The sequence below is a fragment of the Thiocystis minor genome (genome assembly GCF_016653465.1).
Lineage (GTDB): Bacteria > Pseudomonadota > Gammaproteobacteria > Chromatiales > Chromatiaceae > Chromatium > Chromatium minus.
This window is the reverse complement of record NZ_NHSQ01000157.1, coordinates 81,257-97,544: the sequence shown is the minus strand read 5'-3', so window position 1 is coordinate 97,544 and position 16,288 is coordinate 81,257. Positions and strand designations below refer to the sequence as shown.

General features: G+C 61.8%; 17 protein-coding genes. 8 read left to right on the top strand and 9 right to left on the bottom strand.

Features of this window, described 5'->3' with window-relative positions; all coding sequences use genetic code 11:
* Positions 1 to 2: 2 nt before the first annotated feature.
* The 7 genes from ispC to rpsB all read right to left on the bottom strand — a co-directional run bounded on the left by ispC (position 3) and on the right by rpsB (position 5,962).
* A complete protein-coding gene (gene ispC, locus CCR95_RS21365) occupies positions 3 to 1,193 on the bottom strand; it encodes a 1-deoxy-D-xylulose-5-phosphate reductoisomerase (protein ID WP_207188708.1) in 1,191 nt (396 codons plus the stop codon).
* Between the two features lie 10 nt (positions 1,194 to 1,203).
* Positions 1,204 to 2,049, bottom strand: a complete 846-nt coding sequence (locus CCR95_RS21360) for a phosphatidate cytidylyltransferase (protein WP_201098252.1) — start codon at positions 2,047 to 2,049, stop codon at positions 1,204 to 1,206.
* Positions 2,033 to 2,794, bottom strand: coding sequence for an isoprenyl transferase (locus CCR95_RS21355; protein WP_338115468.1), 762 nt, complete (start codon positions 2,792 to 2,794; stop codon positions 2,033 to 2,035). The genes CCR95_RS21360 and CCR95_RS21355 overlap by 17 nt, the downstream gene beginning before the upstream one ends.
* A gap of 60 nt (positions 2,795 to 2,854) precedes the next feature.
* Positions 2,855 to 3,412 carry a ribosome recycling factor gene (gene frr / locus CCR95_RS21350; RefSeq protein ID WP_014779100.1) on the bottom strand — a complete coding sequence of 186 codons (558 nt, stop codon included), beginning with the start codon at positions 3,410 to 3,412 and terminating at the stop codon, positions 2,855 to 2,857.
* Between the two features lies 1 nt (position 3,413).
* Positions 3,414 to 4,136: a UMP kinase gene (pyrH, locus tag CCR95_RS21345; protein WP_201098250.1), complete on the bottom strand. Its 723-nt coding sequence runs from the start codon at positions 4,134 to 4,136 to the stop codon at positions 3,414 to 3,416.
* Between the two features lie 55 nt (positions 4,137 to 4,191).
* Entirely contained in the window at positions 4,192 to 5,079 is an 888-nt protein-coding gene (gene tsf, locus CCR95_RS21340) for a translation elongation factor Ts (protein WP_201098248.1), read from the bottom strand.
* Between the two features lie 133 nt (positions 5,080 to 5,212).
* Positions 5,213 to 5,962 carry a 30S ribosomal protein S2 gene (rpsB, locus tag CCR95_RS21335; protein WP_201098246.1) on the bottom strand — a complete coding sequence of 250 codons (750 nt, stop codon included), beginning with the start codon at positions 5,960 to 5,962 and terminating at the stop codon, positions 5,213 to 5,215.
* 310 nt (positions 5,963 to 6,272) lie between these two features.
* Here rpsB and map point away from each other — a divergent pair, with 310 nt between their 5' ends.
* The 8 genes from map (at position 6,273) to CCR95_RS21295 (ending at position 15,116) form a co-directional block, all read left to right on the top strand.
* A complete protein-coding gene (gene map, locus CCR95_RS21330; protein ID WP_201098244.1) occupies positions 6,273 to 7,055 on the top strand; it encodes a type I methionyl aminopeptidase in 783 nt (260 codons plus the stop codon).
* On the top strand, positions 7,052 to 9,736 hold the full coding sequence (glnD, locus tag CCR95_RS21325) for a [protein-PII] uridylyltransferase (RefSeq protein ID WP_201098242.1): 2,685 nt from the start codon (positions 7,052 to 7,054) through the stop codon (positions 9,734 to 9,736). Before map ends, glnD begins: the two co-directional genes overlap by 4 nt.
* Before the next feature lie 313 nt (positions 9,737 to 10,049).
* Positions 10,050 to 10,436 carry a hypothetical protein gene (locus CCR95_RS21320; RefSeq protein ID WP_201098240.1) on the top strand — a complete coding sequence of 129 codons (387 nt, stop codon included), beginning with the start codon at positions 10,050 to 10,052 and terminating at the stop codon, positions 10,434 to 10,436.
* Between the two features lie 278 nt (positions 10,437 to 10,714).
* Positions 10,715 to 11,416, top strand: coding sequence for an NADPH-dependent F420 reductase (locus CCR95_RS21315; RefSeq protein ID WP_201098239.1), 702 nt, complete (start codon positions 10,715 to 10,717; stop codon positions 11,414 to 11,416).
* Between the two features lie 190 nt (positions 11,417 to 11,606).
* Positions 11,607 to 12,935 (top strand): DUF6118 family protein, encoded by a 1,329-nt coding sequence (locus CCR95_RS21310; protein ID WP_201098237.1) that lies wholly within the window; start codon positions 11,607 to 11,609, stop codon positions 12,933 to 12,935.
* Positions 12,932 to 13,936 carry an SPOR domain-containing protein gene (locus CCR95_RS21305; protein ID WP_201098235.1) on the top strand — a complete coding sequence of 335 codons (1,005 nt, stop codon included), beginning with the start codon at positions 12,932 to 12,934 and terminating at the stop codon, positions 13,934 to 13,936. The genes CCR95_RS21310 and CCR95_RS21305 overlap by 4 nt, the downstream gene beginning before the upstream one ends.
* 45 nt (positions 13,937 to 13,981) lie before the next feature.
* The gene (locus CCR95_RS21300; RefSeq protein WP_201098233.1) at positions 13,982 to 14,767 is read left to right on the top strand and encodes a P-loop NTPase; all 786 of its coding nucleotides are present in this window, start codon (positions 13,982 to 13,984) and stop codon (positions 14,765 to 14,767) included.
* A gap of 34 nt (positions 14,768 to 14,801) precedes the next feature.
* Positions 14,802 to 15,116 carry a DUF3301 domain-containing protein gene (locus tag CCR95_RS21295; protein ID WP_201098231.1) on the top strand — a complete coding sequence of 105 codons (315 nt, stop codon included), beginning with the start codon at positions 14,802 to 14,804 and terminating at the stop codon, positions 15,114 to 15,116.
* Positions 15,117 to 15,122: 6 nt separating this feature from the next.
* On the opposite strand, the gene CCR95_RS21290 is transcribed toward CCR95_RS21295, so the two are convergent.
* Positions 15,123 to 15,605, bottom strand: a complete 483-nt coding sequence (locus CCR95_RS21290; protein WP_201098229.1) for a ClpXP protease specificity-enhancing factor — start codon at positions 15,603 to 15,605, stop codon at positions 15,123 to 15,125.
* Entirely contained in the window at positions 15,602 to 16,240 is a 639-nt protein-coding gene (locus CCR95_RS21285) for a glutathione S-transferase N-terminal domain-containing protein (RefSeq protein ID WP_201098227.1), read from the bottom strand. Before CCR95_RS21285 ends, CCR95_RS21290 begins: the two co-directional genes overlap by 4 nt.
* Positions 16,241 to 16,288 lie beyond the last annotated feature (48 nt).

The window sequence follows — 16,288 nt, the reverse complement described above, 5'->3', positions numbered from 1 at the left end:
TTTTAGATGACCCGCGTTCGCACCAATTGTTCCGCGCACTCGCGGGCGCGACGGTCGACATCCAGCAGAAACTCGACCCCCTGGCCCTCAACCCTTTCGTCGGGCAGCGCGTCCAGCGTCTCGCCCACCACCGCCGCAATACCCGGCAGATCGATGCGCCCATCAAGGAATGCCGCCACCGCGATCTCGTTGGCGGCATTCAGGACGGCCGGCGCAATCCCGCCATGGCGGGCCGCCTGAAAGGCCAGCGCGAGACAGGGGAAACGCAGCAGATCGGGCGCCTGAAAATCGAGACGACCGACCGCGAACAGATCGAGCGGGGCGACGCCCGACGCGAGTCGCTCCGGCCAGGCCAGCGCATGCGCGATGGGCGTGCGCATATCCGGGTTCCCGAGTTGCGCCAGCACCGAACCGTCCTGGTACTGGACGAGCGAATGAATCACGCTCTGCGGGTGCACCACGACCTGGATGTGGTCGGTATCGGTCCCGAACAGCCAGCAGGCCTCGATGACCTCCAGTCCCTTGTTCATCATAGTGGCGGAATCGACCGAAATCTTGCGGCCCATGACCCAGGTCGGATGGGCGCAGGCCTGCTCCGGAGTGACGGCGGCCAGGCGCTCGATCGGCCAGTCGCGCAGCGGTCCGCCCGAGGCGGTGAGCAGGATACGCTCCACGCCCACCGCCGCGAGTCCGGTACTGAAATTGGGCGGCAGGCACTGAAAGATGGCGTTATGTTCGCTGTCGATGGGCAGCAGTTCGGCGCCGCTCTCGGCCACGGCCTGCATCAGCAGGGCACCGGCGACCACCAGCGACTCCTTATTGGCCAGCATCACCCGCTTGCCCGCGCGCGCCGCCGCAAGCGTCGGACGCAGGCCGGCCGCGCCGACGATCGCCGCCATCACGTAATCCGCGCTAGGCATCGCCGAGACCTGTTCAAGCCCCTCGACGCCGGAGAGAATCTCCGGGCGCTTCGGCATGTCCGCCAGCAGATCCCGCAGCCGCGCGGCCGCGTCCGGATCCACCATCACGGCAACCTCGGGACAATGCAGGCGACACTGCTCGGCCATGCGCTCGGCATCCCGATGCGCGGTCAAGGCCACGGCCCGAAAACGATCCGAGTGCCGTGCCAGCACATCGAGCGTACTCACGCCCACGGAGCCTGTCGAACCCAGTACGGTTACGCCTTTCACCATGCTACTCCGGTCAAGTGATGACCCAGGCCATGCCCAGGGCAAAGAAGGGGGCCGCCGCGGTCAGGCTGTCGATGCGGTCGAGCAGACCGCCATGACCGGGCAACAGATGACTGGAATCCTTCACCCCGCGACGGCGTTTCAGGAGACTCTCGTACAGATCCCCAACGACCGACATCAAGGCCGACAGGCCACAGATCGCCAGAATCCGAAGCGTCTCGGGAACGCCGAGCGACTGGAACCAGGAAAAGGCCAGACCGCAGATCATGGCCCCAAGGATAGCCCCGTAGACGCCAACGCGCGTCTTGCCAGGACTCACCACGGGCGCGAGCTTGGCCCGACCCCAGCGACGCCCGACAAAATAGGCCATGGAATCGGCGGTCCAGATCAGGATCATCAGGAACAGCACCAGACCGGGTCCGAGTTCGGGAACGCGATGCAGCTCGACCAAGGCCGCCCAGGGTGCCACCAGGACCAGCAGACCGATCGGCAACAGCCGCGGCTGAAATCCCGCGACCGGTTCGATCCGACGCACGCGCGACAGCCGGATTGCCTGGATGGTCCAGAACAGGAGACTGACGCCGAACAACCAGAGCGACCAATCGGGCCGCACCCAGAACAGGCCCATGCAGGCCGCCATGACGGCCAGATAGGCGACCCGAGGCGGGGTCTGGCGAAGACCGGCCAGCGCGCACCACTCCCAGGCCGCGAGCAGGAGCGCCACGGTGAAGAACAGGGCAAACGCGGGGGTTGGCAACCACAGGATGACGGCGATGACCAGCGGTCCCAGCAGGAACGCGGTGAAGGTGCGGCGCTGCAGACTGCTGGCCGCCCGCAGGGTGCTATTCAGTTCGCTCATAGGCACCCATCGCGCTCCAGGTTTCGATCTGCTCGCCGGTGTGACCGAAACGACGCTGCCGACGCGAGAAGTCGTCCAGCGCATGACCGAATGCCGCTTCATTGAAATCCGGCCAGAGGATATCGGTGAAATACAGCTCGGCATAGGCCGACTGCCAGAGCACGAAATTGCTCAGACGCTGTTCTCCGCCGGTGCGGATGAAGAGATCGGGCTCGGGGAGATCGGGAAAGGACAATCGGCGCGCAAGGGCATCTTCATCGATCGCGTCCGGATCCAGGCGTCCGGCCCGCACCTCCTCGGCCAGTCGGCGCGCGGCCTGAGCGATATCCCAGCGCCCGCCATAGTTGGCGGCCACCTGCAGGTTGAGGGTGGTGTTGTTCGCGGTCTGCGTCTCAGCGTCGCGGATGCGACGCTGAAGTTTCTCGGAAAAGGCGCCTCGCTCGCCGATGATGCGCAGGCGCACATCATTCTCGTTCAGGCGTTTGACTTCGCCGCGCAGGGCGGTCATGAACAGCTCCATGAGAATGTTGACCTCGGCACGCGGGCGCTGCCAGTTCTCGCTGCTGAAAGCGAAGAGCGTCAGGGTGTCGATGCCGCGGCGTACGCATTCCTCGACCACCGCGCGCACGCTCTTGACGCCCTCGCGATGACCGGCGGTGCGAGGACGACCGCGCAGCTTGGCCCAGCGGCCGTTGCCATCCATGATGATCGCGACATGCCGGGGGACGGAACGGTGCGGATCAATGGCAAGAACGGCGGGCGTTACGGTATTCACGAGGGTCTGAATCGGATCGGCCAAGCGGTCTTAAATCGACATCAGATCTTGCTCTTTCTCCGCCAGCACCGTATCGACATCCTTGATGTACTGATCGGTCAGTTTCTGCACAATCTCCTGCCCGCGCCGCTCGTCATCCTCGGAGATCATCTTTTCCTTGACCAGTTCCTTGAGTTCATGATTGGCATCGCGACGGATGTTGCGCACCGCCACGCGCGCCTGTTCCGCCTCGTTGCGGGCGACCTTGATCAGATCCCGCCGCCGCTCCTCGGTCAGGGCCGGCATGGGAACGCGGATGACGGTTCCGGCGGTATTGGGATTGAGGCCCAGGTCCGACTGCATGATGGCCTTTTCGATGGCCTGCACCATGTTCTTTTCCCAGGGCACCACGGCGAGGGTGCGCGCATCCTCGGCATTGACGTTGGCGACCTGCCGGATCGGCATCTCCGAGCCGTAATAGGAGACCATGATATGGTCGAGCAGCGACGGATGGGCGCGCCCGGTACGAATCTTGGCGAGTTCATGGGAGAGCGACTCGACACTCTTGCCCATGCGGTCCGCCGCGTCTTTCTTGATATCGTCGATCATGTTAGTTCCCGCTGACGACCAGCGACCCGATCTCTTCGCCGCGGATCAATCGCTGCAAGGCGCCTGGTTCGTTGATATTGATGACACGCAAGGGCATTCCATGGTCCCGGCACAAGACGATGGCCGTGGTATCCATCACCGTCAAGCCCTCATGGAGCACCTGATCGTAGCTGATCCGGCGGTAGAAGGTCGCGGACGGATCCTGGATGGGGTCGGCCGAATAGATGCCGTCGACCTTCGTGGCCTTGATCAGCAGATCGGCCCCAATCTCGATCGCCCGCAGGCTGGCCGCCGAGTCCGTGGTGAAAAAGGGGTTTCCAGTTCCCGCCGCGAAGAGGGTGACGCGCCCCTGGTCGAGATGGCGCATGGCACGGCGGCGATCATAGTCCTCGCAGACCTGAGCAATCTTCAGGGCCGACATCACGCGCGTCTCGACCGCGAGCCGCTCCAGCACATCCCGCATCGCCAGCGCGTTCATGACGGTGGCCAGCATGCCCATGTGGTCGCCGGTCACCCGATCCATGCCTCTGGCGGCAAGACCCGCGCCGCGAAAAAGATTGCCCCCGCCGATGACTAATGCCACCTGCAACCCCGTCGCGGCCAAGTCGCGCACCTCACGCGCATAGCGTTCGAGGATATCCGGATCGATCCCCTCCGTGCCCGAACCCATCAGCGCCTCGCCGCTGAGCTTGAGCAGGATGCGTCGATAGACTGGACTCGACATGGACGTGGACCTCGGCGCGACTTGATCGTGAAAGGAAGCAGGAGACCGCGACGGCTCAGCTACCGCGAACCTGGGCCATCACCTCTTCGGCGAAGTTCTCGGTCTTTTTCTCGATCCCCTCGCCCACCTCGACCCGCGAGAAGGCCAGCACCCGCGCGCCAGCTTTCTTCAACAGCTTCTCGACGGATTGTTCCGGATCCTTGACGAACGGCTGTCCGAGCAAAGTGACTTCCTCAAGATACTTGCGCATGCGCCCTTCGATCATCTTGTCGACGATCGCCTCGGGCTTGCCGCTGTCGAGCGACTGCGCCTTGAAGATTTCCTTTTCTTTCGCAAGGGTCTCCGCCGGCACTTGCTCGGCGCTGAGGCACAGCGGGTTGCTCGCCGCGACGTGCATCGCGATGTCGCGACCGAGCGACTCGTCGCCACCCTCCAAGGCCACGACCACGCCGATCCGCACGCCATGACGGTAGCTGTACAACGCACCCTCGACGCCATCGAAGCGGAGCAGACGACGCACCTGAATATTCTCGCCGATCTTGGCGATCAGCGCCTCGCGCGCCGCGTCGACAGTGATCGATGGATCGCCGATCAGCGGCTGCACGGCCAGTTCGGCGGCATCCTTGACCGGGCTGGCCAGCGCCGTGGCGGCGACGGCCTCGGCGAAGGACTGGAAACCCGCGTCCTTGCCCACGAAATCGGTCTCGCAGTTGATCTCGACCATGACGCCGTGCCTGCGATTCTCGGCGATCTGGATCACGACCACGCCCTCGGCCGCGGTGCGACCGGATTTTTTCGCGGCCCGTGCCTGGCCGGATTTGCGCATCGCTTCGATCGCGGCCTCGATGTCGCCATTCGCTTCGACGAGTGCGGTCTTGCACTCCATCATGCCAACGCCGGTGCGTTCGCGCAGTTCCTTGACCATTGCGGCTGAAATCGCCATGTCTAAACTACCTCCGCCCCGCGACGGGCGTATTTCGAAATTGATCTGAGACGGAATCCCCGCGTGCGAGAGCATGCCAGGAATCCACCAGGGGCGGCGCGCGGAAGCCGTGCCTCCGCCGCGCCGCAGGGGATTACTGCGCCTCGGTGGCCGGCGTCGCTTCCCGGCCGGACGCCGGGTCGAGATACGTCTCGTCGCGACCGACCATCGCCGCCGCCGTGCCGCGACCGTCGAGAATGGCATCCGCGGCGCCGGCGATATACAGCTGCACGGCCCGGATGGCATCGTCGTTGCCGGGGATCACGTAGTCGACATTGCTGGGGTCGTTGTTGGTATCGACCACGCCGATGACCGGGATGCCGAGCTTGTTGGCTTCGGTCACGGCGATCTTCTCGTGACCCACGTCGATGACGAACATGGCATCGGGCAGGCCGTCCATGTTCTTGATGCCGCCCAGGCTCTGCTCAAGCTTGACGCGTTCGCGCGACAGGCCCAGGGCTTCCTTCTTGTTGAAGCGCTCGATGGTGCCGCTCTCGAACATGACCTCAAGATCCTTCAGCCGCTTCACGGACTGGCGGATGGTCTTGAAGTTGGTCAACATGCCGCCCAGCCAGCGATGATTGACGAACGGCATGCCACAGCGCGCCGCCTCGTCGCGAATCGCATCGCGCGCCGCGCGCTTGGTGCCGACGAACAGGATCTTGCCGCCATTGGCGGCAAGCGTCCCCATGAAATTGACGGCATCCTGATACAGGGGCAGCGTCTTTTCCAGGTTGACGATATGGATTTTGTTGCGGTGCCCGAAAATGAAGGCACTCATCTTGGGGTTCCAGTAGCGGGTCTGGTGGCCGAAATGGACACCGGCCTCCAGCATCTGGCGCATGGTCACGTTGCTCACAGTCTTGCTTCCTCTGAATTGGGTTGGACCTCCACGCGTCCCACGCGACAACCCGGAGCGAATCCCCAGGCACCCAGCCGCATGTGTCGACACGTGTGTGGACAATAAAAATAAAGCGAAAAACTCGGGTTTTCCGCTTGGCGCTTCCGCCACGGACCCCATTTCATGTTCTGAGCTGGGTTGTCGATTGCGGCAGCGCGCCGCGTTTTATACCATAGCTCGCTCGATACGGGCAATTGTCCTGGTTTTCCGACGAGAGACCTACAACTTCAGCGTGGACGCCTCCAATAGTACGATGAGTGTGCAGATCAAGACGCCAGAGGCGATCGAAAAGATGCGCGTCGCGGGCCGGCTGGCGGCCGATGTCCTCGACATGATCGAGTCTCATGTCCAGCCCGGCATCACGACCGACGCCCTGGATCTTCTCTGCCACCGCTATATCACCGAGGTCCAAGGCGCGATTCCCGCGCCCCTGAACTACCGCGGTTTCCCCAAGTCGATCTGCACCTCGGTCAACCATCAGGTCTGTCATGGCATCCCTGGAGGCAAGCGCCTGAAAAAGGGCGACGTGGTCAATGTCGACATCACCGTCATCAAGGATGGCTATCACGGCGATACCAGCAAGATGTTTTTCGTGGGCGAGCCCTCGGTGCTCGCCCGCCGTCTGGTCACCGTCACCCAGCAGGCCATGCGGATCGGAATCTCCGCCGTTCGTCCCGACGCCACGCTCGGCGACATCGGTCATGCGATTCAGCGGTTCGTCGAATCCCATGGCTATTCGGTGGTGCGCGAATATTGCGGTCATGGCATTGGCCGCGAATTCCATGAAGAACCCCAGGTTCTGCACTACGGCAAACCCGGCGAGGGGCTCCGGCTGCGACCCGGAATGTGTTTCACGGTGGAACCCATGGTCAACGCCGGCAAACGCTTTATCAAGGTGCTGCCGGATGGGTGGACCGTGATCACCAAGGATCGCAGCCTTTCGGCGCAGTGGGAACATACCGTGCTCGTGACCCCGGATGGATATGAAATCCTGACTCTGCGCGCGGAGGAGCGCGAAGACCCGTCCCGCGCATGAGCCACTCGCCGCAACCGAGCGACAGCGCCAGTCGCCCAATACCGCTCGCCGGCGAACGCGGGGCATGCGCCCCACCGGCCATCAACCCGATCGCCATCTATAAGGGAAGGCTCAAGGCCGACCGACAAGCGCTCTATCGCAAGTTCGACCAGGGCACGCCGATCGCCGAACTGGTCCTTGAACGCAGCCAACTGATCGACGCGGTCCTGCGTGAAGCCTGGATCAACTTCTTGGGCGACACCGAGGAAGCCGCTTTGATCGCCGTGGGCGGTTACGGTCGACAGGAGCTGCAACCCGCCTCGGATGTCGACATCATGGTCCTGATCGAACCGGGGGCGGACTCCCGCCTGGCCGATCCGCTGGAAGGGCTGGTGACCTTCCTCTGGGATATCGGACTGGAAGTCGGGCATAGCGTGCGCACCGTCGACGACTGCGTGCGCGAGGCCACGGGCGACGTCACCGTGATGACCAATCTGCTGGAGGCACGCTGGCTCTGCGGTAACGCGACACTCTACCCGCGAATGCGCGAGGCGACCGCGCCGGATCGGCTCTGGAACAGTGAACGTTTCTTCGCCGCCAAAACCCTGGAGCAGCGCGCCCGCTGGCACAAATACGGCGGCACCGCCTATAACCTGGAACCCAATATCAAGGAAAACCCCGGCGGACTGCGCGACATCCAGATGATCGGCTGGGTCGCCAAGCGGCATTTCGCCGCCGAAACGCTGCACGACCTAGTGGGCCATGGTTTTCTCACAGAGTCCGAATATCAGGCACTGATCGACGGCCAGACGCTGTTGTGGCGGATTCGTTTCGCCCTGCACCAATTGAACGGACGGCGCGAGGATCGGCTCCTGTTCGATTACCAACGCACGCTGGCCCGGCAGTTCGGCTTTAGCGACGGCGACAACAACCTCGCCGTCGAGCAGTTCATGCAGCAGTATTACCGCGCGGTTCAGGAACTCAACCGGCTCAACGAAATGCTGCTCCAGTTGTTTCGCGAGGCCATCCTGCTGCACGACGACATCGGCCCGCCGGTCCCGATCAACAAACGCTTCCAGTCGCGCAGCGGTTACCTGGAAGTCACTTCTCCCAGCGTCTTCCGGCTCTATCCGTTCGCGCTCCTGGAAGTCTTCCATCTGCTCCAGATCCGCCCCGAACTGCAGGGGGTGCGCGCCAGCACCATCCGCCTGATCCGCGAGAACCGCCACCGCATCGACGACGACTTTCGCGCCGACCTGCGCGCCCGCAGCCTCTTCATGGAAATCCTGCGCGAGTCCGCCGGCGTCACGCACGCCATCCGCCGCATGAATCGTTATGGCGTCCTCGCGGCCTATATTCCCGCCTTTGCCAACATCGTCGGTCGCATGCAATACGACCTGCTGCACGTCTATACGGTCGACGAGCACACCATGATGCTGCTGCGCAACCTGCGGCGTTTTACCACCCCCAAATACGACGACGAATTTCCCCTGTGCAGCGCCGTCGGACGCCGTATCCCCAAGCTCGAACTGCTCTATCTCGCCGGTCTCTTTCACGATATCGCCAAGGGTCGGGGCGGCGATCATTCCACCCTGGGCGCCCGCGACGCCCGGGAATTCTGCCGGCTGCATGGCTTGGGCGAATTCGACACTCGGCTGGTCGCCTGGATGGTGGAGCAACACCTCGTCATGTCCATGACCGCACAGCGCAAGGACATCAACGATCCTGAAGTCATTCAGGCGTTCGCCGAACTCATCGGCGATCCCACCCGGCTCGACTATCTCTATCTGCTCACCGTCGCCGATGCCCGCGCGACCAATCCGGAACGCTGGAATAGCTGGATGGACGCCCTGTTGCGCGAGCTCTATCATGGCACCCGGCGTGCGCTTCTGCGCGGACTGGACAACCCCCAAGCCCAGGACGAACTCATTACGCAAAAGCAGGCCGAAGCCATGCGGCTGGTCGCGCGTTACGGCGGCGATCCCAGTGCCTGCAATCGACTCTGGATCAAATTCAGCCTGGATTTCTTCCTGCACAATTCCCCGGACGAAATCGCTTGGCAGACCCGGCAGATCCTAGCCGCCGATCCCTCGCAGTTACCCCTGGTGGTCATCCGTCCGGTGACGGTTCGCGGCGTGACCGAAATCTTCATCTACACGCGCGACCGCGCCAATCTCTTCGCGCGCACCACCGCGCTGCTGGATCAGATGGGATTGAGCGTCATGGATGCGCGCGTCATGACCACGGACGACCGGATGGCGATCAACAGCTATCAGGTTCTGGATCAAGACTGCATGCCCGTGGACGACCCCTTGCGCATGGAGGAAATCCGTTCGACCCTGGCCTCCGACATCGTCGAACAGACTGGTGCCAGCATCAAGGTGGCGCGCTCTATCCCGCGTCGTCATCGCCATTTCCCGATCGAAACCCGCATCAGCTTTGCCGCCGACGAGCCCAATCGTCGGACCATCATGCGCCTCAATACGCTCGACCGCCCGGGACTCCTGGCCGAGGTTGGCGCGGTCTTCCAAAGCTGCGGCATCCGGCTTCAGAACGCCAAGATCGCCACCGTCGGCGCCGAGGTGGACGATGTTTTTTTCATCACCAGCGGAGACGACGCCCCCATCACCTGCGAAACGGCCCTGGCCTGTCTGCGCCGCGAAATCCATGACCGACTCGAAAGCCATGCATCGAACCAATAACGAACTTGGCTTGCCGCCACCTCGAGTCAGCGAAAGCGATCGCGCGTCATGCGGATTCGCGGCGACGGCGCTCTTTGCATTGCGCGAAATCAATGCAAGGCCAGGCCCACGGTTCCGCGGTCATCCGCAATTCGATGCTTCGACGCGCCTGTGGCGAGGCGTTCAGCAGACCGACCGTTCCACTGGATCCACTCGCCTGACCCGCCGATGGTCGGCCGGGAGGGGTTGGATCTGTCTGCTGATTGGCCTCCTGGCGGGCAGCTCCGTGACGAGCGCGGAGCCTCTTTCGCGGCCATTGGCGCAAACCTCGCAGATGCACCAGCAATCCGCATTTCCAGACGCCGGCTCACCCTGGCTTGATGAGGTACGGGCCCAGCGACAGGCATGGGAAGCGCGTCGCCATGAAACGCGCGAGACCTATGACGCGCTGCGCCGTCTGCATAACCCCAGGGGCGCGGCCCAACAGGATGCCTGGAACGAAGACGTTCGACGCCAACGGGCCGAGCGACTGGAGCGTATCGAACGAGACAGGGAGATTTTTCGCGATCTGGGACCGAATCTTTTTCCCTATCCCTTGCCTGGCAATCTTCCGCTTCCCTTTTCTTTGAGCGAGCCTGGCAGCGCTGCTCACGCGGACACCGGGGAGCCGATGTTCGCTCCGCCGGGCTGGGACAATCTCTGGTATTTCCGCGGCTACTGATCGTTTTTTCGCACCTCCGACATCTTGATCGAGCGCTAACCGGTTCGGAACGCGCTATTCGGGTCAAATCCGACGCTGATGACATGGTTTCTCGAGATGTCGATCGCCTAATCGCAGATGAAGACGTTCCTCGACGAACATCGAAATGGCTGCGGGGGGCGAGCCGATCCGCCAGGGTGGCGTGATCCGCCATCGCGACCACGGGCGTGCAGTTGTTGTATTAGATGTTTTATAGGTGTCCCATGAGCGGGCTATAATTTCGAGGACTAAAGTTCCGGATGGTGTCAGTCCATCTGGTTCAAAATCCTGAAGCTGCTCTCAAATCTTGCAATGGCGAACCGTATGAAAATCGGAATCATGGGCTCGGGCATGTAGCCAAGGCGCTGGCCGGTGGTTTTCTCCGGCACGGTCACGAGGTCATGCTTGGCACGCGCGCGCCGTCCAAGCTTGCGGAGTGGGCGACAAAGAATCCCAAGGCCAGCATTTCCACGTTTGCAAAGGCGGCTGGTTTTGGCGACGTATTGGTTCTGGCAGTCAAGGGTTCGGCTGCGGCGGAGGCGCTCCATGCCGCGGATACCGAGAATCTGGCGGGTAAGCTGGTCATCGACGTGACCAATCCAATTGCAGACGCTCCACCTTCCGACGGCGTCTTGCAGTTCTTCACCAATCTTGACGAGTCCCTGATGGAGCGTCTGCAGGGCGAGTTTGAAGACGTTCGCTTCGTGAAAGCCTTCAATTCGGTTGGCAATGCCTGCATGGTCAATCCGCAGTTTGAGGGCGGCAAACCAACGATGTTCATTTGCGGCAACGACGAAGCGGCGAAAGAGGTCGTGCGCGGAATCCTCGATCAGTTCGGGTGGGAAACGGTGGACATGGGCAAGGCTACGGCGGCCCGCGCAATCGAGCCATTATGCATGCTTTGGTGTATCCCCGGATTTCTCCGCAATGACTGGGTTCACGTCTTTAAGCTGCTCACCTGAGCTTTAATAGCGGCTGCCTCGGCGCACGACTCGATAAGCGTCGGAGCAGAGGCGATGTAGATGCCGTATCATTCAGCGTTGGCGCCGGGACGGGAAGTCAAGATTCCTGGTGGTTGCAATCCGGTCTGCCCAGCTTTGATGAAGGTGCAAGCGATGACTCCAATCTCCCCATCCGGACGGAAATAACCTCATGACGCGAACGACATCGGGCCTGGGGCAGCCCTCACCGGAAATCATTACCGTCGTCAGTCAGAAGGAGGGAATCGGCGCGACCGCGACCGCTATCAATCTGGCGCTGGCCCTGGCGGCGACCGGTCGGCGCGTCTTGTTGATGGACTTGGATCCTGAAGGACGCGCGAGCCATTCCCTCGGATATGACGGCCATGGGAGAGGCTGCGCCGAGCGCGCATTGCTTGATGCGACGATCGCACGCGAGATGATCGTCGCAACCGGAATTACGGAACTCTACCTGTCGCCAGCCAGCGCCGGCCTGGGGCAACTGGAAAGGAAACTCGCCTTGATGGGCGACAGTCATACCCGCCTGTATCAGGCCATCGCAAGCTTGGATGTCCTGTCGCTGGATTTTGACCACGTGGTTCTCGACTGCCCGCCCTCGCTCGACCTGCTTACCCAAAATGCCCTGGTCGCGGCGCACCGGGTACTGATGCCGCTGCCCTGCGATTCAGCCGCTTTGAACGGGCTGCCGAGGATGATCCAGACCATTAGTCAGCTGCGCGCCGGTCTGCCGCAGCCTCTCTACGGCTTGTATCTGCTGATGCATATCGCCGACGCATCCGACCCTGGCGTGATCGCCCGCCTGCGTCAGGACTATGGTCGGATGACCTTGCTCAGCGAGATACCAGTCGACGACACGGTCAAGGAAGCGGACGAATCCGGCCAGCCAATCTTGATTCATGCCTCGGCAAGCGAGGCCGGTCAGGCTTATTTGTCGCTGGCCGCCGAGTGGCTGACGATGGGAGAGCAGGGTGATCAGCCGGATGGAACCTGGCATTTCAAGACGCGCCAGGATCGTATGGCTCAGCATCGCGTGAAAATGAGCGAAGGGATCGATACATGGCGGGTCTCTCGCTCATCGCGTCTCTATGATCCAGAGGAGGCCGCGCGCGTTCAGGATTCTCTAGCGCTCGAAGCGCTGTTTCAGGTAACGCGTCCGCCGGAGCGTTTCAAGTTGGCGTGGCGTCCTGGACGGATCACGATGATTGCAGGATTGTTGGTTCTGCTCGCGGTGCCATCGGTCTTATGGCTGGTTGCCTGGATGTCGGATGATCAGTCGCGTATTGAGCTGGGCGCACGGCTGATTGGCAGCGATCGCTACTGGCGGGCGGGCAGCGCTCTGTTGGCTCGGGCCGATGAAAACGCTTATCGCGAGATCCTGTTTGCCACGCGATTGGTCGCGCAAAACCGAGAGCAGTTGATGATATGCGGCGAGCAGGCACGCGAGCGAAGAACCGTGGCAACCTGCACGATCGATATGCCTACCACGAACAGCCAACCATGATGGAAATTCTTTCTGCCAAGTCACCGATGCGATGGCGGGGCGTTCTTTCGGGCGGCATGCATGCGTGGGCGATGCTGTTCTTCATCATGACCCCGATGGGGGCTGCCGTTGCCGAAGAAGGGAGCCAGCCTTGGATTCCGAAGCTCGACGTGGCCGATGATCCGCGCTGGCTGCGACAGTTGCCGTCGGTAGTGCTGCCCCTGCCGAAACCATCGGATCTGTCCACTAACGCCAGGCCAGCGGTCGAGCGGCTGGCCACGAGCGCGGGCAAGGATGACGCGCACCCGGAGACGTCGGAGAAGATTGCCATCAAGGTTGCGGACGTTTTGCCGGACAACGTGGCGGCGAATCCAACTCTGCCGGCAGTTCCCGAACTGCTCGCAAGCGGTGACGGGATGGCAGGCGACGTGACGCAGCGTCTTGCTGACATAACGGTCATCGAACCCACCGCCCGCGAACAGGAAGCGCGCGAGGGCGCGAACGCAAACGACGAAACGTCCGCGGACACGAAAATCAGGATGCCGCTGGCCGAGACGCGGACGCATGACATCGAAAGCGACTTAACGGAACACGGGGCGACCGAGGCGCTGGCAAGCAAGGAAGCCGCGGACAAGAGGGGGATGGCGGATACCCGGGCGGTGCTTGATCCAGAATCCGCACACACCACGACGCTTCCTGTCGAATCGAACGCGGCGATGCAGTCATCGGACACCCCCCCGACGCCTTCACGCGACCGCTGGCAGATACAACTGCTCGCTGGGCGTTCACTGGACAAGGTCAAGGAAGACCGCCGGCTCTTCGAGAGGCGCTATGCCGTCATGCTCGAAGGGCTGGCCATAAAGATCACTCAATCGGAATTTGGCGATGAGCGAGACGCGTTCTATCGTTTGCGTGTCCTGGACTGGACAAGCGAGCAGGATGCCGTTCGCTGGTGTGCGCGTTTACGCGCCATCGGCAGTCAGTGCCTGGTCGTCCGCGTGACGAACGATTCAGGTCACTGATCTCACGGTCTCCGTTCAGACGGTTTTAAGATAGCGATCGAAAGCATGCGTACTTTCTGCGTCACTTCCGGAAAAGGCGGGGTCGGCAAAACAACCCTGTCTATCAATTTGGGGATTGCAATCGCTCAAACGGGCCGCCGGGTGCTCCTGCTCGATGGTGACCTGGGCTTGGCGAATCTCAATATCATGCTTGGGATCATTCCCAGGCTGACCATCCATGACCTGTTGCGTGGACAGAAAACGCTGGCTCAGATCGTTATGCCGACGGGCTACGGGCTGGATCTCGTCGCTGGCGCAAGCGGCATCGCCGAACTTGCCGATTTGGGCGAAAACGAGCGGCGGAACGTCATCCGCGGTTTGGAAGGGTTGACTGGTTACGACGCCTTGATCATCGATACCGGCGCTGGGATTGGAGAGAATGTCATGCGATTTGTTCTGGCCGTTGACGAAGTCGTCATCGTCACCACACCTCATCCGACCTCGCTGACCGACGCCTATGGCATGATCAAGACCATCCTGGCGAAGGAGCCAAAGCCGCTAAAATTACTGGTGAATTGTGTCGCCTCGTCGGCTGACGCGAATCGCGTGGCCGATCGCCTGTCGAAGGTGACCGATAAGTTCATGAACGGCACTCTCGACTGCATCGGAAGTGTGCCACTCGACGGATTGATCGAAAAGAGCATTCTGATGCAGAAACCGCATCTGATCCTCAACCCAGGTGCCGCCAGCGCCCAGCGCATCCGCGACGCTGCTCTGCGTCTACTCGATATTCGCCATCAGAATCCCGGGAGCAATCTCGGGCGTTTTTTCCAGAAACTGCTGGGCAAGTGAACTGGATTGGGAAAACTGTCGTCAGCTACGTTGAATGATCAACCTTCTACTCATCTTCCTGCTGCTGTACCTCGGCTGGTTCTGGCTCGACAGCCTCCGCGCTCGCGAGATCGCGGTCGGTATCTGTCTGGCGGCCTGCGAGCAGCGCGATCTGCAATTTCTCGACCAGGCCGTCGCGCTTCACCGGCTTGGTCTCGCCTGGCGTTCGGAGGGACTGCGGTTACGCAGGGTGTATCGCTTCGATTTCAGCGAGGAGGGGGTCGGTCGGCGCAATGGCTATCTGGTACTGCGCGGGCTGCGTCTGGAGGAACTTAGTTTTGGCCTGCCGGATCAGGCCCGGGACGCTTGAGGTCGATTATTTGACGACCTTGAGGGTTGGCCCGCCTTTTCCTTTGCCTTTTGTCTGACCCGGCGAGGATGGGCGTCCGCTCCCCTGGGCGCCGTCGGCGACAGACTTCAGGGATGGACCTGATGCCGGCGCAGCGCTGTCGGACACGGAGTCGGGATAGAGTGGATCCGGAAAGACCATCCCCTGGCCATTCTCACGGGTGAAAATTCCGACGACCGCCTCGGATGGCACCGAAACCTCCCGTGCCACGCCGCCAAAACGGGCGTTGAACGCAATCCAGTCGTTGCCGATGACCAGCCCCTGGACCGCGCCGGGCGAGATATTGAGGACGATCCGCCCTTCGTCGACGAACTCCAAGGGTACGCGCGCGGCCGGATAATTGGCGTCCACGACAAGGTGCGGCGTCATTCCATTATCCAGGATCCACTCGTGGATCGCCCGGATCAGGTAGGGTTTGCTCGTGGTCATGGTTCCGCTTTTATCGTTCATTTTCTGAGGTCCGCGATCATCTCCTTCTCCGCCTCGGTGAGACTCTGGCGGAAGGCATCCCAGGCAAAAATCCGCTTTTTGTAGACGTTGATGGCATCGGCTTGCGGCGGCAACTCGATGTCAAGCACTGGCAAACGCCAGAGCAAGGGCGCAACGCAGCAGTCCACCAGCGAAAACTCGTCGCTCATGAAAAAGGTATGGGCGGCAAAGATCGGCGCGGACACGATCAGGCTCTCTCGCAGTTCCTTGCGGGCCTGGACGACATCGTCGCCACTGCCCTTGAGGATGCGCCCCATCAGCGAATACCAGTCATGATCGACGCGATACATGAACAGACGCGCACTGGCGCGCGAGACCGGGTCGACCGGCAGCAGCGGGGGATGAGGGAAACGCTCATCCAGATATTCCATGATGATCCGCGACTCATAGAGACGCAGATCCCGGTCGACAAAAGTGGGCACCTTGCCATAGGGGTTGAAGTCCATGACTTCGTCGGGCAGGTCATGCGCATCGACATCGACCACGTCCACTGCAATCCCTTTTTCGGCCAGCACCATTCTGACCTGGTGACAATAAGGGCAAACGGGATCGGAAAATAACGTCATCACAGCTCGTCTGCTTGCAGCCACGGCCATACTTCCCTTCTCCAGCACTGAGGCTGAGCCCGGCGGGGCTCGAATAAG

Excerpts from the sequence above, each read along its gene's own strand:
- rpsB (WP_201098246.1), bottom strand. The coding sequence starts at position 5,962 with ATGCGCCAGATGCTGGAGGCCGGTGTCCATTTCGGCCACCAGACCCGC.
- CCR95_RS21310 (WP_201098237.1), top strand. The coding sequence starts at position 11,607 with ATGACGCGAACGACATCGGGCCTGGGGCAGCCCTCACCGGAAATCATT.
- ispC (WP_207188708.1), bottom strand. The coding sequence starts at position 1,193 with ATGGTGAAAGGCGTAACCGTACTGGGTTCGACAGGCTCCGTGGGCGTG.
- CCR95_RS21315 (WP_201098239.1), top strand. The coding sequence starts at position 10,715 with ATGGTGTCAGTCCATCTGGTTCAAAATCCTGAAGCTGCTCTCAAATCT.
- tsf (WP_201098248.1), bottom strand. The coding sequence starts at position 5,079 with ATGGCGATTTCAGCCGCAATGGTCAAGGAACTGCGCGAACGCACCGGC.
- CCR95_RS21360 (WP_201098252.1), bottom strand. The coding sequence starts at position 2,049 with ATGAGCGAACTGAATAGCACCCTGCGGGCGGCCAGCAGTCTGCAGCGC.
- CCR95_RS21290 (WP_201098229.1), bottom strand. The coding sequence starts at position 15,605 with ATGAACGATAAAAGCGGAACCATGACCACGAGCAAACCCTACCTGATC.
- frr (WP_014779100.1), bottom strand. The coding sequence starts at position 3,412 with ATGATCGACGATATCAAGAAAGACGCGGCGGACCGCATGGGCAAGAGT.
- map (WP_201098244.1), top strand. The coding sequence starts at position 6,273 with ATGAGTGTGCAGATCAAGACGCCAGAGGCGATCGAAAAGATGCGCGTC.
- pyrH (WP_201098250.1), bottom strand. The coding sequence starts at position 4,136 with ATGTCGAGTCCAGTCTATCGACGCATCCTGCTCAAGCTCAGCGGCGAG.
- CCR95_RS21295 (WP_201098231.1), top strand. The coding sequence starts at position 14,802 with ATGATCAACCTTCTACTCATCTTCCTGCTGCTGTACCTCGGCTGGTTC.
- CCR95_RS21285 (WP_201098227.1), bottom strand. The coding sequence starts at position 16,240 with ATGGCCGTGGCTGCAAGCAGACGAGCTGTGATGACGTTATTTTCCGAT.
- CCR95_RS21320 (WP_201098240.1), top strand. The coding sequence starts at position 10,050 with ATGCACCAGCAATCCGCATTTCCAGACGCCGGCTCACCCTGGCTTGAT.
- glnD (WP_201098242.1), top strand. The coding sequence starts at position 7,052 with ATGAGCCACTCGCCGCAACCGAGCGACAGCGCCAGTCGCCCAATACCG.
- CCR95_RS21305 (WP_201098235.1), top strand. The coding sequence starts at position 12,932 with ATGATGGAAATTCTTTCTGCCAAGTCACCGATGCGATGGCGGGGCGTT.
- CCR95_RS21300 (WP_201098233.1), top strand. The coding sequence starts at position 13,982 with ATGCGTACTTTCTGCGTCACTTCCGGAAAAGGCGGGGTCGGCAAAACA.